The 14,740-nt window shown below is 63.4% G+C and carries 16 protein-coding genes; 11 read left to right on the forward strand and 5 right to left on the reverse strand.

Annotated features, from left to right (window positions below; genetic code table 11):
• Positions 1-541: fatty acid desaturase family protein (locus tag C1H84_RS17040; RefSeq protein WP_181728190.1), on the forward strand; the 541-nt coding region annotated here is incomplete at its 5' end.
• A 467-nt stretch (positions 542-1,008) separates the two neighbouring features.
• Positions 1,009-1,212, forward strand: coding sequence for a cold-shock protein (locus C1H84_RS17045; RefSeq protein WP_047120355.1), 204 nt, complete (start codon positions 1,009-1,011; stop codon positions 1,210-1,212).
• A gap of 180 nt (positions 1,213-1,392) precedes the next feature.
• Here the strand turns inward: C1H84_RS17045 and C1H84_RS17050 are convergent, their stop codons facing one another.
• Positions 1,393-2,073: an SDR family oxidoreductase gene (locus C1H84_RS17050; RefSeq protein WP_113608120.1), complete on the reverse strand. Its 681-nt coding sequence runs from the start codon at positions 2,071-2,073 to the stop codon at positions 1,393-1,395.
• A gap of 196 nt (positions 2,074-2,269) precedes the next feature.
• Between C1H84_RS17050 and C1H84_RS17055 the strand changes: the two genes are divergently transcribed.
• Positions 2,270-2,485 carry a hypervirulence associated TUDOR domain-containing protein gene (locus C1H84_RS17055; RefSeq protein ID WP_113608121.1) on the forward strand — a complete coding sequence of 72 codons (216 nt, stop codon included), beginning with the start codon at positions 2,270-2,272 and terminating at the stop codon, positions 2,483-2,485.
• A 3-nt stretch (positions 2,486-2,488) separates the two neighbouring features.
• Positions 2,489-3,019 carry a DUF488 domain-containing protein gene (locus C1H84_RS17060; protein ID WP_047120357.1) on the forward strand — a complete coding sequence of 177 codons (531 nt, stop codon included), beginning with the start codon at positions 2,489-2,491 and terminating at the stop codon, positions 3,017-3,019.
• Here the strand turns inward: C1H84_RS17060 and C1H84_RS17065 are convergent.
• Positions 3,009-3,605: a GNAT family N-acetyltransferase gene (locus C1H84_RS17065; RefSeq protein ID WP_113608096.1), complete on the reverse strand. Its 597-nt coding sequence runs from the start codon at positions 3,603-3,605 to the stop codon at positions 3,009-3,011. The two genes, C1H84_RS17060 and C1H84_RS17065, sit on opposite strands and share 11 nt — an antisense overlap.
• Before the next feature lie 301 nt (positions 3,606-3,906).
• Here C1H84_RS17065 and C1H84_RS17070 point away from each other — a divergent pair, with 301 nt between their 5' ends.
• The 4 genes from C1H84_RS17070 (at position 3,907) to C1H84_RS17085 (ending at position 7,752) form a co-directional block, all read left to right on the forward strand.
• Positions 3,907-4,893, forward strand: coding sequence for a siderophore ABC transporter substrate-binding protein (locus tag C1H84_RS17070; RefSeq protein ID WP_113608097.1), 987 nt, complete (start codon positions 3,907-3,909; stop codon positions 4,891-4,893).
• Positions 4,894-4,980: 87 nt separating this feature from the next.
• Positions 4,981-5,961 (forward strand): ABC transporter permease, encoded by a 981-nt coding sequence (locus C1H84_RS17075; protein ID WP_053799493.1) that lies wholly within the window; start codon positions 4,981-4,983, stop codon positions 5,959-5,961.
• A gap of 55 nt (positions 5,962-6,016) precedes the next feature.
• Complete coding sequence (locus tag C1H84_RS17080) at positions 6,017-7,000, forward strand: iron chelate uptake ABC transporter family permease subunit (protein ID WP_113608122.1); 984 nt, start codon at positions 6,017-6,019, stop codon at positions 6,998-7,000.
• The gene (locus tag C1H84_RS17085) at positions 6,997-7,752 is read left to right on the forward strand and encodes an iron ABC transporter ATP-binding protein (RefSeq protein ID WP_113608098.1); all 756 of its coding nucleotides are present in this window, start codon (positions 6,997-6,999) and stop codon (positions 7,750-7,752) included. The genes C1H84_RS17080 and C1H84_RS17085 overlap by 4 nt, the downstream gene beginning before the upstream one ends.
• Before the next feature lie 3 nt (positions 7,753-7,755).
• On the opposite strand, the gene C1H84_RS17090 is transcribed toward C1H84_RS17085, so the two are convergent.
• The 3 genes from C1H84_RS17090 to C1H84_RS17100 all read right to left on the reverse strand — a co-directional run bounded on the left by C1H84_RS17090 (position 7,756) and on the right by C1H84_RS17100 (position 11,591).
• The gene (locus C1H84_RS17090) at positions 7,756-8,940 is read right to left on the reverse strand and encodes an ATP-binding protein (protein WP_231735879.1); all 1,185 of its coding nucleotides are present in this window, start codon (positions 8,938-8,940) and stop codon (positions 7,756-7,758) included.
• Positions 8,941-9,213: 273 nt separating this feature from the next.
• Positions 9,214-10,416 carry an MFS transporter gene (locus C1H84_RS17095; protein ID WP_244910937.1) on the reverse strand — a complete coding sequence of 401 codons (1,203 nt, stop codon included), beginning with the start codon at positions 10,414-10,416 and terminating at the stop codon, positions 9,214-9,216.
• On the reverse strand, positions 10,413-11,591 hold the full coding sequence (locus C1H84_RS17100) for an ROK family transcriptional regulator (protein ID WP_113608099.1): 1,179 nt from the start codon (positions 11,589-11,591) through the stop codon (positions 10,413-10,415). Before C1H84_RS17100 ends, C1H84_RS17095 begins: the two co-directional genes overlap by 4 nt.
• A gap of 87 nt (positions 11,592-11,678) precedes the next feature.
• On the opposite strand from C1H84_RS17100, the gene C1H84_RS17105 reads away from it, so the two are divergent.
• From C1H84_RS17105 to C1H84_RS17115, 3 genes are read left to right on the forward strand one after another with little or no spacing between them, the layout of a single operon-like run.
• Positions 11,679-12,941 (forward strand): ABC transporter substrate-binding protein, encoded by a 1,263-nt coding sequence (locus C1H84_RS17105; protein ID WP_047120361.1) that lies wholly within the window; start codon positions 11,679-11,681, stop codon positions 12,939-12,941.
• 9 nt (positions 12,942-12,950) lie between these two features.
• Positions 12,951-13,865: a carbohydrate ABC transporter permease gene (locus C1H84_RS17110; protein WP_113608100.1), complete on the forward strand. Its 915-nt coding sequence runs from the start codon at positions 12,951-12,953 to the stop codon at positions 13,863-13,865.
• A 5-nt stretch (positions 13,866-13,870) separates the two neighbouring features.
• Positions 13,871-14,731 carry a carbohydrate ABC transporter permease gene (locus tag C1H84_RS17115; protein ID WP_052772596.1) on the forward strand — a complete coding sequence of 287 codons (861 nt, stop codon included), beginning with the start codon at positions 13,871-13,873 and terminating at the stop codon, positions 14,729-14,731.
• Positions 14,732-14,740: the final 9 nt, after the last annotated feature.

Genomic DNA, 14,740 nt, shown 5'->3' on the forward strand with positions numbered 1-14,740 from the left:
GATCAAGTACCTGTTCGTCGGCCGGCGGGTGAAGCACCGCCGCCGCGAACTGATCTCGATCGGCCTGCGCATTGCCCTGTACCTGGGCGCCGTCTTCTTCCTCTTGCCGATAGGCATGGCCTTCGCCTTCCTCGGCGTGCAGCTGGCTGTCTTCGGCATCTACATGGGCGCCTCGTTCGCGCCCAACCACAAGGGCATGCCGCTGGTGCCCGCGGACGCCCGCATCGACTTCTTCTCGCGCCAGGTGCTCACGGGACGCAACGTGTTGGCTCGCTCCAGCTTCGGCAACAGCGTGCTTTCGCACGTCTACGGCGGGTTGAACTACCAGGTGGAGCACCACTTGTTCCCCGCGATGCCGCGCGCCAATCTGGCAGGGGTTTCAAGGATCGTGCGCAGCTACTGCGCCGAGCACCGGATCCCCTACACCGTGGCCAGCGTCCGCGAGTCCTACGCCCAGGTCATCTCTTACTTGAACAAGGTCGGGCTTTCGGGCCGCGACCCGTTCGAGTGCCCCATGATTTCCGGGTACCGGCTCTCGTAAACAGCATTCGTTCAGCAGGTGAAACGCTGAAGATGGCTCCAGGCATGCTCACCGAATCCGCCTAACCGCCGACCTGAATGAGTCAACCGCGCTAAGCATGGTAGGCTCACTCGTGGATGCTATGCCGCTAAGCAAAAGTTGTATCGCCTCTTTTTTGGATTTTTAATAAGCGCCTCCTCGGAAGAAACTTCCATATGAGCGAGTCGCGTCTCTTGAAATATTCGTCCCGACTTCTTATGTCGGGCATTCGGTTGGACACCTGGTTTCTATAGGACCTATCCGACCGCTCACACATGCATCTGGATCGAAGTTTCTGTATACCCGGACTCAGAATTCGATGTTCTGGTCGAAGAGCCCACTTGGGCTCGATGAAAAATCATTTGATGCATCCCAGACTTACTGCGTGCTGCCCAGGCGGCACATGCTTAAACCCCGGTCTCACCGCTGGCAAAGATTTAGGAATACACATGGCTACTGGCACTGTTAAATGGTTCAACTCGGAAAAGGGCTTTGGCTTTATCGCTCCTTCAGACGGATCCGCCGACGTTTTCGCACACTACAGTGCGATCCAGAGCTTCGGCTTCAAAAACCTTGAAGAAGGCCAAGCCGTTGAATACAAGCTTGAAGCTGGCCCTAAGGGTCCTCAGGCTACCGAGATTCAGACGCGCTAAACGCATCTAGCAATTACCAAATGAGTCTGGGTGGGCATAAAGCCCACCCAGACTCGTTTTTATTAAGGTGTCTCGTCGCTCATCATGAAAATTCGAGAAGCACAGCAGCGGACGGAGGGTTTTCCTGCGGCTTCGCGAGGAGGCCTAGGAGTTTATCAGCTCTACCTGGCTGCAAGGGCGCTAGCTCCAGGCTTCCTCCATCGGCGTCTGCCCGTCGAAGAAGTTCGCCGTCTGGCGAATGAGCAGGCCCTTGCCGATCACCAGCGCGATCGCCTCGGCTACGTTCTCGCGCGAGGTATCGGCCGAGGCCGGGTCGCTGCCATCGATCTTGCCCGACGCGTCGGCGACATCGACCTTGCCCGTCGCCGGACCCAAGGTCAGCGTTCCGGGGCCGAGAATCGTGTAGTCCAAATCCGAGTCGCGCAACGCTTGGTCCGCATCGTGCTTGGCGCGGGCATAAGGGTAGAAGGAATGCGCAGGGTCGAGGTTGTCGACATCGACCAGGGCGCGCGAGTAGGACACCATGACAAATCGCTTTACGCCGCTTTGCTGGGCCGCGCGGATCGCCCGCGTTGCAGCTTCGAAGTCTACGGCGTTGGTGCGCCGGGGGTTGCCTCCGCCAGCGCCTGCCGAAAAGACGATGGCCTGCGCACCGTTGAACACCTCGGCCAGCTCGTCCATCCCCGCACGTTCGATGTCGAGCACCACGGGGTTGGCCGATGCGGCCTCGACATCCGAGGCATGTTCCGGGTTCCGGATCAGCGCGTCCACCGCGAACCCCTTGGCCTTCAATTTGGGGGCGGCCAGCAATGCGATCTTGCCGTGGCCGCCAATGATGACTACTCGTCGTGATTCGGTCATGAACTTTCCTTCCTGCTTGGTCTCCACTTCGCATAACCTCGCGATTCGGCCCACTATTCCATGGGCCTGGTGGTGCGCGGCGCACCTCGGGCCGAACTCCCGGCTCCTGTACGGACTGCATGTGGGCAATCCTCATGAACGGTTGCTGCCTCCGCGCCCGGCTGATTCAATGGCCGTAACCACCAAGGAGGTTCCCATGGCACGCACATTCAAGATCGGCGACCACGTTTCGTGGAATTCCGAGGCAGGACGCGTCTCGGGCCGCATCGTCAAGGTCCACCACCGGGACTTCGACTACAAGGGGCACACCCACCGGGCGTCCTCGGAGGATCCGCAATACGAGATCAAGAGTGACAAGACCGATCACATCGCGGCGCACAAGGGCCAGGCGCTTCGGCTGCTCGACGACTAGATCATGGCCGAACCAACGATCCTGACCATCGGCCATTCGACACGCAGCATCGAGCAGTTCATCGAACTGCTGCGCGCCAACGAGGTGCAGACGGTCATCGACGTGCGCAAGCTTCGCGGCTCGAACAGATACCCGCAGTTCAACGCCGACGCCCTGGGCGCCTCGCTGGCGGAATACGGCATCGGACTGCGCGCCGATCCGGCCTTGGAGGGACGGCGCCCGGTGAGCACAACGGTGCCGTTCGAGACCAATGCCTGGTGGGAGAACCGCAGCTTCCACAACTACGCGGATCATGCGCTGGGACGGGAATTCGACGCCGCCACGCGGGATCTGGTGGCGCAGGCAGGCTCCGAGCGCATGGCGCTGATGTGCTCCGAGGCTGTGTGGTGGCGCTGCCACCGGCGCATCATCGCCGACCACCTGATGGCCCGCGGTGCCAGGGTGCTGCATATCGTCGAGTCGGCTACGGAAGCCGAACTCAGCCCGGGCGCGGTGATCGGCCCGGAATGCCAGGTGACCTACCCTAGGCGGTGACCAGTTCTCCCCACTCGTCAGCCAGCATCGCGTAGACCACGCCGTCCATCCACTCGCCGCTGCGGTGCAGCCCGTTGCGGCGGTTGTAGGACTCGCGGCGCATGCCGACCCGTTCCATGAGTTTCCAAGACGGGTCGTTGGCCGCGAAGCTCTCCGCGACAACGCGGCGCAGCCCCAGCGCGCCGAAGCTCAGCTCCAGCACCGCCCGGACGGCCTCGGTGGCGTAGCCCTTGCCTCCGTAGGCAGGGTCAAAGCTCCAGCCGATCTCCGCTTCGACGTGGCGGGTCTGGTCAAGGATTTCGCTCTGTCCCCAGGCATCATGCACCTTGAGCATGACCGTGCCGATCAGCACCTTGCTGCCGTCGTCCTCGGTGACCTCGACTGCCACATCGCGCTCCACCCGGCCTTCCTCGTGGAAATACACGCGGTACTCCTCGAGGGTTCCGGGAGCGGAGGTGATCCACCGGGTCACTTCCGGAAGCTGGCGATACCGCCAGGTGGCCTCCAGATCCTCGGATTCGAGCCTGCGCAGGGTCAGGCGTTCGGTGGCTACGGGCCAGGCGACTTTATTCAGAGAATCTTCCATACCAAGAAGCTTATTCCATGGCGTTTCAGCCGGCCTGAGCCAGAATTCGGCCCATTGGTCGCCACGGCAAGTCACAAATAGCTAACTTTTTTCGGTTGCAATTATCAACCATGAATCTTAGGTGCGTCTATTAATGCCCGGAAAACCGGGGTTTTCGCCCGAAGTTAGCCAATGCAGGCCTATTTTATGTGTCCCACACAACAGGACAACGGCTTAACGTATTTCCTGCAGCTAAGGCTAAGCTAATACTTAAATCACTTGTTCCAGCAACCTTTACGGTTGCTTCGACACGAAGGAAACCATGGCCTCCATGAAGCTTCGCGCAGCAGCCTTGCTGAGCATCGCAGCCCTGTCCCTGACCGCCTGCGGTTCGACCACCTCGGCCGCTTCCGACGACACCGACACCGCAGCCAAGACCGTAACCATCACGGACAACGAGGGCGAGAAGAACATCGCCACTCCGCCGGCCTCCGTCGTCGCCACCGACAACCGCACCTTCGAGACCCTCTCCGACTGGGGCGTGGAGCTGAAGGCTGGCGCCGTTGCGCTGATGCCGGACACCATCGCCTACACCAAGGACGAGAAGATCGTCGACCTGGGCAGCCACCGCGAGCCGAACCTGGAAGCAGTCGTCGAGGTCCAGCCCGACCTGATCATCAACGGCCAGCGCTTCACCCAGCACGCCGACAAGCTCAAGGAACTGGCCCCGAAGGCCACCTTGGTGAACCTCGACCCACGCGACGGCGAGCCGCTGGACGCCGAGCTGGAGCGCCAGACCACCGTGCTGGGCGAGATCTTCGGCAAGCAGGACGAAGCGGCCAAGCTGGTCGCGGACCTCCAGGCCGCCGAGAAGCGCGTCACCGACGCCTACAACCCTGAAGACACCGTCATGGGCCTGATCACCTCCGGTGGCGAGTTCGGCTACTCCGCGCCGGGCACCGGCCGCACCGTCGGCCCGCTGTTCGACGTGCTGGGCCTGACCCCGGCGCTGAAGCTGGACGAAGCTTCCACCGACCACGAAGGCGACGACGTCTCGGTCGAGGCCATCGCAAAGTCCAACCCGGACTGGATCATCCTGATGGACCGCGACGCAGCCGTGGAGGCCGACGCCGAGGGCTACAAGCCGGCCAAGGAACTGCTGGAGAACTCCGAGGCGCTGAAGAACGTCACCGCCGCCAAGGAAGGCAACGTCGTCGTCATGCCGGCGGACACCTACACCAACGAAGGCATCCAGACCTACACCGAGTTCCTCAACGAATTCGCCGACGCCCTGGAAGCGGCGAAGTAATCCAACCGCGCATCACAGCGTAGAAGTGGCGGGCCCGGCGACGGTCCCGCCACTTTGCACCACCACCACACTTTCATCGGCGGCTTCATGACTACCACGTTGTCCACACCTCGCACCAAGGGCAGGCTCTTGAGCTGGCAGCTGCTCCTGGGCATCATCGGTGTGCTCATCCTCCTGGCGTTCTCCCTGTTCACCGGCGTGTACGACGTCTTCGGCGCGCAGGACGGCGCCGAGATGTTCGCCATCACCCGCATCCCGCGCACCATCGCCCTGGTGCTGGCCGGCGCGGCGATGGCGATGAGCGGGCTGGTCATGCAGCTGCTGACGCAGAACCGGTTCGTCGAGCCGACCACCACCGGCACCACCGAATGGGCGGGCCTGGGTTTGCTGGTGATGCTGGTGCTCTTCCCGCAGGCCTCCATCCTCTCCAAGATGGCAGTGGCGATCGTCTTCGCCTTCGCCGGCACCATGCTCTTTTTCCTCTTCCTGCGCCGCGTCTCGCTGAAGGCCTCGCTGACCGTGCCCATCGTGGGCATCATGCTTGGCTCGGTGGTCGGGGCGTTTTCCACGTTCTTGGCGCTGACCACCGACAAGCTGCAGTCCCTGGGCATCTGGCTGGCAGGCTCGTTCACCTCGGTGATCCGCGGGCAGTACGAGGTGCTGTGGATCGTGGCCGCCGTGGCCGTGGCGATCTTCATCGTCGCTGACCGCTTCACCGTGGCGGGCCTGGGCGAGGAGATCGCAACCAACGTGGGGCTGAACTACCGCAACGTCATGCTGCTGGGCACCGCGCTGATCGCGGTGGCCACCGGCGTGGTGACCGTGGTGATCGGCAACCTGCCGTTCCTGGGGCTGATCGTGCCGAACCTCGTGTCCATGGTGCGCGGCGACGACCTGCGCAGCAACCTGCCGTGGGTGTGCCTGCTGGGCATCGCGATCACCACCGTGTGCGACCTCGTGGGCCGCACCATCATCATGCCGTTCGAGATCCCGGTGTCGCTGATCCTGGGTGTGGTCGGCGCCGTCGTCTTCATCATCATGCTTCTAAGGCAGCGCAAACGTGGCTAATCTGATTTCACTGCCGGCACTTGCCGGCCACAACTCCTCCCGGGCCTCCGGCGCGATGCCCACCTCCAAGGTGCGCAAGCGCTACTGGATCACCTTAGGGATCATGATCGCGCTCGCGCTGGTCTTCGCCGCGGGGCTGCTGGCCTGGGACAACCCCATGCCGGTGGGCTCCGAGGGTTTCTGGATCATCGCGAAGATGCGCGCCGGAAGCATCCTGACCATGGCAGTGGTCGCCGCCTGCCAGGCGATCGCCACCGTCTCCTTCCAGACCGTCACCAACAACCGCCTGCTCACCCCGTCCATCATGGGCTTCGAGGCGCTGTACCGCGTGGTGCAGACCGGCGCGGTGTTCTTCCTCGGCGTCGCCGGCATCACCTTCTTCACCGGCGTCAGCCAGTTCGCACTGCAGGTGGCGATCATGGTGGCCCTGTCCGTGGCGCTGTACGGCTGGCTGCTGTCCGGGAAGCTGGGCAATATCCAGATCATGCTGCTGGTGGGCATCATCATCGGCACCGGGCTCGGCTCGGTGGCGACATTCATGCAGCGCATGCTCACCCCGAGCGAGTTCGACGTGCTCACCGCACGCCTGTTCGGCTCCATGACCAATGCCGACATGAGCTACATGCCGCTGGCCATCCCGCTGCTCATCGTCGCCGGCGGCTACCTGGTGGCAAGCTCCAAGAAGCTGAACATCCTGGCCCTGGGCAAGGAAACCACCATCAACCTGGGCATCAACCACCGCCGCGAAGTCATGGTCACCCTGTTCTTCGTCTCCATCCTGATGGCTGTGAGCACCGCCCTGGTCGGCCCGCTGACCTTCCTGGGCTTCCTGGTCGCGACCCTGGCCTACCAGCTGGCCGACACCTACGACCACCGCTTCATCTACCCGATGGCATTCCTGGCCGGCTTCGTGGTGCTGGCCGGGTCCTACTTCATCATGAAAAACGTCTTCTACGCCCAGGGCGTGGTCGGCATCATCATCGAAGCCGTCGGCGGCATTACATTCCTCATCTTCATCCTGCGAAAGGGCCGGCTGTGATTACCCTCAACGACGTCCAGAAGAAGTACTCATCCGAGGTCTCGATCGGCCCGGTCACCTTGCAGATCCCCACCGGCGGCATCACCGCACTGGTCGGCCCGAACGGCGCCGGCAAGTCCACCATGCTGACCATGGTCGGACGCCTGCTGGGCATCGACTCGGGGTCCATCGAGGTCGCCGGCTACGACGTCTCCAAGACCAACTCCAAGGACCTGGCCAAGATCGTCTCGATCCTGCGCCAGGAGAACCACTTCGTCACCCGCCTGACCGTCCGCCAGCTGGTGGGCTTCGGCCGCTACCCGCATTCCAAGGGCCGGCTGACCATGGCGGACGAGGAGATCATCTCCCGCTCGATCGACTTCCTGGACCTCTCCGAGCTGGAAGGCCGCTACCTGGACGAGCTTTCCGGCGGGCAGCGCCAGCGCGCCTACGTGGCGATGGTGCTGGCACAGGACACCGACACCGTGCTGCTGGACGAGCCGCTGAACAACCTGGACATGAAGCACTCGGTCATCATGATGCGCCACCTCAAGCGCGCCGCCGCGGAGCTGAACCGCACCATCGTGATCGTGCTGCACGACATCAACTTCGCCGGGCACTACGCTGACTACATCTGCGCCATGAAGCAGGGCAAGGTCGTCGAGTTCGGCACCCCGGAGCGCATCATGGATGACGAGATCCTCACCAACGTATTCGAGACCCCGGTGCGCGTGATCGCCGGGCCGGAGGGACCGCTGGCGGTGTACTACTGACGATCAATCCTCGAGGAGTCTGCGATAGCGTTCAATAAAGTTAGCCATCCCCGGAACGGTGTAGGCGATGAAGCTTCGTTGCGGCGAATAGATAATACCCTTGGTTATTAGCGAAGCCCTGACTGGCGCCAGCGCTTGCGGGGTTTTCGAGAGCCGGCTGGCAACGTCGGAGCTCCGTGAACCTGCGTCACCATCCAAGGCCATTGCCTTCATATAGTCTCGTTCCGCCGGGGTTGCCCGTTCCCAACGAGCAGGAAAGAAACCAGAATCAAGTTTCGCCCGACCTAGAGCAGTAGCAGCTTCGGCGTTCTGCGATGTGAACGGCGATGCCGTTGCCACCGTCCACATTGCACTACCGAATTCTTGCAAGAAATAAGGGTAGTTCCCTGCTTCGGCTACCAATATGTCGAGCGCCTCATCGGTATAAGTTTGCCCCATCTGGCGAGCTGGTCCTGCTAAGGATTCTCGTGCTGCTGCGTCATCGAGCTTTCCAATCCCCCGATATTCGAAGAGCCTTTCGGCATAGCTTCTTGAATCAGTCAGCTTTGTTGGCAGGTTAGGAAGTCCAGCGCCTATGACATAGAACGGAAGCTCTCTTTGCAAGGCAAAATGCTGGGCGGTGAGTAGCGATTCCAAGAGCTCACTGTCCAACTCTTGCATCTCATCAATGAAGATCATCAATGCGCTTCGCTCGTTTCGAAGCAAACGCGAAATGTCTTCGATGGTGTCCTGGAGGTCAAGATCGATTAATCCGCTTGACGCACGCGTTACGTCGCGTTCAATTCCCAGAGAGACCCCTTCAATGCCAAGGCTCACGGAAAACGAAGAAACGGTTCCAAGCATGCGTTTGACTAAGTCTTTCGATATCTGAGAGCGAAAGCGTGCGGAGATTTTCACAAAGCCTGCGGTCAATTCCCTGCGTGCAGCCTTGCCACCTGCATCGCCAGGCCTAGCCTCGAATTGAACAACATGAAAACGGTGATGCTCAGCGAGACTTCGAACTCGATTAAGCAGGACCGTCTTGCCAACGCCGCGCAACCCACTGAAAATAATGGGACGTACGGGTGAGAAACGTTTTGCTCGTGCGATGAGAGCGTCAAAAGCATCGATGTCACCGCTGCGACCAGCCAAAACCCTAGGCACCATCCCCGCGCCCGGATGATAAGGATTGAGCTCCGCTTCCATCATTCACATCCCTAGTATAAGAAAATATATACATGTATAACTTTTCACTATACTTCACTATATTTCCCTATACCCGAGCACCGAAGATACACGACGTCACCTTGTCGGGTTCCTTGCACAGGTGCGTGAACTGAGCATGGACCAGTATCAAAGCATCGAGGGCTTACACCATGACGAGACCCTTACCGATTTACCCAACGCCTCGAGTCGCTTCGTCCGTGAGTCCAGGTCACATACTTCAAGTCATGTTGCCACAACAGCCAACGGTATCTGCCACTACCGTCGGCCCTTCGATCGGCGCGCATTCAGCACCGGCGAGCACAAGAGCACGATCACCCCGGCGGCCGGCACCACCAGCAGGCCAGCGCGCAGCGAGAAGGCCTGCGCGATGAAGCCCACCAGCGGCGGGGAGAGCAGGAAACCCAGGCGCATCAGCCAGGAGACCACGCTCAGGCCCGTGCCCGGGGCCAGGCCCGGGATCTTGTCGGCCTGCTCCATGGCCGCCGGCACCAGCATGGCCACCCCGAATCCGGCGGCAGCGAAACCCAGCAGGCTTCCGGGGATACTCGGGAAGGCCAGCGCCAGGCCCATGCCGCCGGCCACCAGCACCGCACCGAGCTGCGCGACGAGCCGCTGGCCGAAGCGGTGCACCAGACCATCACCCAGGATGCGGCCGATGAATTGGGCCCCGACCAGCGCGATATAGCCCGCGGCGGCCAGCGCGGACGGCGCGCCCAGGGACCCTAGGTACAGCGTGGCCCACGAGTTGCCCGCGTCCTCCACCATGATCCCGGCCGAGGCGATCAGCACCAGCGCCGCGATCGCCACCACGATGCGGGCGCGGGTGAAGACCCGCACCGGCCCGGCGTCGGCGGCCTGCTCCCCGACCGGTTCGACGGGCCCGCGCGCCGGCAGGCAGAACTTGAACGCGGTCAGCGCCACGGCGGCGAAAAGCAGCGCGGAAATCGTGAAGTGCGCGGCCAGCGGCAGGCCCAGCGCCATGGCTCCGGCCGCCATCAGGCCGCCGAGCACCGCGCCGACGGACCACAGCGCGTGGAAGGAGTTCAGGATCGGTCGGCCGTAGCGCCGCTGTACCTGCAGGCCGTGCGCGTTCTGCGCGACGTCGGTGATCGCGTCCATGGCCCCGCCGACGACGAAGGCCGCCGCCACCAGGACCAGGCTTCCTGCCGAGCCTGCGCCCAGCACCGCCAGCCCGGTGGCCAGCGTGCCGAACACCGCGACCGCGGCCGATCCGAACCTCCGGATCAGCGACCCGGCGGCCAGCCCGGCGATGATCGCCCCGGTCGGCCAGGCGGCGACCAGCAGTCCGTAGGCCCCGGCGTCCAGCCCCAGCTGCGCCTTGAACTCGGGCAGCCGCGGCGCCATGTTGGCGAACAATGCCCCGTTGGTCAAAAACAGCGCGGCGACGGCCCCGCGGGCACGGCGGTTCTCACGGGTGGGCGCGGCCGGTGCGTTCACTTGGCAAAGGGGGCGGCGCGACGCACCAGGTCCAGGGCGTTGGCCAGCGCGCCCTTGAGGGCGACATCCGCGCCCAGACTGGAGGCCGCCAGCTGCACAGCGGCCAGCTCGGGATCCTTGGCCAGCTCGCGGTGCGCGATGCACAGCACCGGGTCCAGGTATTCGGCCATGGCCCCGCACAAAACGATCCTTTCCAGCCCCAGGAATCCGGCGGTCACCGCAGCGATCCGGGCCAGCCGTTCGCCCAGTGACTCCAGGATTTCCCCGGCCAGCAAGTCCCCTGCAGCGGCCACGCGGAAAACCTGCCGCGCGTCCAGGCCCTCGCGGCGCAGGGTGCTCACGCGCCCATTTTCCAGTGCCTCCCGTGCTTCCTTGCGGGCCAGGTATCCCAGGCCCAGCGCGTTGCCGACCCCACTGACGTAGGACAGCGCGCGCATTTCCCCGGCAAAACCCTGGCCTCCGCGCAGCAGGGCGCCGTCCACGACAATGCCCGCGCCCAAGCGTTCTCCGACCATCAGCGCAGCGAAGGAGCCACTGGCGCCGGCGCGCATTTCCGCGACCGCGGCCAGGTTCGCGTCGTTGTCCACCGCCAGCAGCTGGGCGTAGGGCTCCAGCGCTGTAATCCAATTCGGGTTCATCCGCTGCCAGAAGCCTTCAGGGTGTTCCGGCGAGCGCCCAGCGGAGTCCACGGGGGCGGGCACGGCGATGACCAGGGCGGCGAAGCGCTGCACTCCCAGACTGCCCAGGGTGCGCTGCAGCAACCCGATGACCGCTGTGATGCGTTGTTCGGCGCCGGCCTCCGGATCGGTGCGGACCTCCTCGCGCAGCAGTTCAGCGCCGGTGAGGTCGGCCAGGGCCAGGGTGATGCGATGCTGGCCGGCGTCCAGGCCGGCGATCAGCCCAGAACTGTCGTCCAGTTCATAGCGCAGGGCAGGGCGTCCCTTGGAGTACTCGCCAGCACTGCGGGTGTCGGCGGCTTCGCGCAGCCATCCGGCGGCGACGAGCTCCTTGGCCTGGTTCAGCACGGTGGCGCGGGTGAGCCCGGTGGCTTCAATCAGCTCGCTGGCGGTTACCGGACCCTGGTCCCAAGCGGCATGCAGGATCTTTCGCGAGTTGCTCCGGCGCAGCTGGTGGGCGCCGGGTTGCTGGGCTATTGGTGCATCGCTGGAATTCACAATCTCGAGTATAGACTCGACTTTATTTAGATGCTAAATTTATATCCGATCAGCATGTGAACCACATCACCCCACCCGGAGGAGCCCATGAGCATACCAAGGCATTTCGGCCGCCGCACCTTCCTCGGCGCGCTGGCCAGCACCGTGGCGCTGGCCGGATTACCCGGGTGCAGTCCGGCCCAAGCGCGCTCCACCATCCGCTTCAACCAGTCCAAGCCGGAGGTCGTCACGCACTTCCGCACGCTGCTGGAGCAGTTCAACACCTCTCAGGACTCGATCACCGCGGTCCACGAAGTCACCGCGGGGCTCTCGGCGGCGTTCGCCCGCCAGGATCCGCCGGATCTGGGCTGTCTGAACTACAACTTCGAGATGGCCCGCTTCCAGGAGCGCGGCGCGCTCAGCGACCTGTCTGACCTGCCGCAGGTGAAGATGAACGCGCCGTTCATCGCGGAGTTGCTGGCCCTGTACCCGGACTACCCGGGTCGCACCTCGGTGCTGCCGTATTCGATGATGGGCGCCGCGGTGCTCTACAACAAGGAGATCTTCGCGCAGCACAATCTGCCGATCCCACAACGGTACTCGGAGCTCGTCGAGCTGTGCGAGCAGCTCAAGGACCTGGGCATCACCCCGATCTATTCCACCTTTAAGGACGCGTGGACCGCCAGCCAGGGCTTGGCCGACTATTCGCTGGGTGGCGCGGTGGACATCGGTGCGTTGTTCGCCGCGTTGCGCGAGGCCGGGGCGGATTTCACCCCGGGCTCAGAGCTCTCCTTTTCCGCCTTCTTCGCCGAACCGCTCACCCGGATGCAGCAGTTGGCCCGATACTCCAACGAGGATGCGACCAGCCGCGGTTACGGCGATGGCAACCTCGCCTTCGCCCAGGGCAAGGCAGCGATGTACCTACAGGGCCCCTGGGCGCTGCCGGAAATCGCCAAGAGCAACCCGGACGCGTCCATCGGCACGTTCCCGCTGCCGATGACCGAGGACCCGGCGGACCTGAAGGTCCGCGCCAACATCGATTTGGCCCTATGGATCCCGGAGCAGTCCGAGCACCAGCAGGAGGCCCGGGCCCTGTTGGAGTTCCTGTGCCAGCCCGAAATCCAGAACGCCTACAACGAGCTTGCCCTGGGCTTCGGGGTGCGCAGCGACTCCCCGCCGGCTACCGACGAGCGCCTGGCACAGATGCAACCGTACATTGATGCCGGCCGCATCTACCAGGGCGTGTCCACCGCCATCCCGCGCACCATCCCCTTCGAGAACTACATGCAGTCGGTGGCCACCGGCGGCAACGTGCACCAGACCCTGGCCACCCTCGACGCCGACTGGGCCCGGCTGGCCCGACGCAGTTAGGAACGCACCATGGCACTAATTGAATCCACGGTCAGCGCGCCTCCGGCCGCAGCGCCCCGCCCGGCCCGTCCGCGACGCCGGCCCAGCATGCACCTGCTGTTCCTGCTGCCCGCTCTGGCCTGCTTCACGCTGGCGATTACCGTGCCGGCGATCATGGGCATCTTCTTCAGCTTCACCGATTCGGTGGGCTTCGGCGAGTTCGAGATGGTGGGGCTGCGCAACTACGCGGCTCTGGTCACGGATCCCGCTGTGCTCGGCGCTTACGCCTTCACCATCGGCTTCTCGCTGATCACGGTGCTGTTGACCAACGCCCTGGCCTTCCTACTGGCACTAGGGCTGACCGCGCAGATCCGCGCCCGAGTGGTGCTGCGCACCGTGTTCGTCATGCCCATGGTGATCTCCGGCATCGTAATCGCCTACGTGTTCAACTTCCTGTTCTCCAACACGCTGCCCGCCGCCGGCCAGGCGATGGGACTGGAAACGCTGGGCAGCTCGATCCTGGCCAACCCGGATCTGGCATGGATCTCGATCGTCATCGTCACCGCTTGGCAGGCGATCCCCTCGGCCATGCTGATATACATCGCCGGGCTCATGGCGATCCCCTACGACCTCTACGAGGCCTCCGCGCTGGACGGCGCCGGTGCCGTGGGCCAGCTGCGCCACGTCACCTTGCCGTTAATGGCCGGGTATATCGGCATCAACATGATCCTGGGGTTCAAGAACTTCCTCGCCGCGTATGACATCATCGTCGGCCTGACCAATGGCGGCCCGGGTGTTGCCACCCGCTCCATCGCGATGACGATCTTCACCGGGTTCGAACGCGGCGACTACGCCTACCAAATGGCCAACGCCACCGTCTTCTTCCTCATCTCGCTGCTGATCGCGCTCATCCAGCTGCGCCTGACCTCCAAGGAGTCCAAGTGAGTACCCTGCAACAGCGGTTGACCCGTCCCTCCCGCGCCCGCATCGGCCGCGAGAAGACCAACTGGCCAGCCACCGCCATACTGGCCGCCTGCGCCTTCAGTGTGTTGATGCCGCTGTTCGTCACCGTCTCCATGGCGTTCAAGTCCGCCGGGCAGGCAGTGGACGGCAAAGCCTTCTCCTGGCCCGACCCGTTCTCCGTGGAGGGCTTCACCGCGGCCTGGGAGCTGGTGAACTTCCCGCGGGCATTCACCATTTCCTTGTTCATCACGCTGATCTCCGTCTGCGGCGGGGTGCTGGTGGCCTCCATGGCCTCCTACGCGATCCACCGCAACTGGAACCGCAAGTTCTACCGCTACAGCTTCTACTACCTGCTCGGCGCAATGTTCCTGCCCTTCCCGGTGCTGGCCCTGTCCCAGGTCAAGCTCACCGGCCTGGCCGGGCTGGACAACCCCTTCGGCGTGGCGATCCTGCACGTGATGTTCGGGCTGTCCTTCAACGTGCTGCTGTTCACCGCATTCATGCGCGGGCTGCCCGCCGAGCTGGAGGAAAGCGCCCGCATGGACGGGGCCAGCACCTGGACCGCGTTCTGGCGCATCATCTTCCCGCTGATCGCCCCGATGAGCGCGACCGTCGCGATCTTCGCCTTCCTAGGCTCCTGGAACGACTTCATGATGCCCTCGCTGATCATCGCGGAACAGGCCAACCAGACCCTGCCGGTGGTCCAGCAGCTATTCCAGACCCAGTTCTCCAACAACTACCACGTCTCGTTCGCCTCCTACCTGCTGGCGATGGCTCCGAGCATCATCGCCTACCTCTTCACCCAGCGCTGGGTCATGTCAGGCCTGACCCAGGGCGCCATCAAGTAAAGGAAAACC

It is taken from the genome of Glutamicibacter soli (assembly GCF_003309065.1).
Lineage (GTDB): Bacteria > Actinomycetota > Actinomycetes > Actinomycetales > Micrococcaceae > Glutamicibacter > Glutamicibacter soli.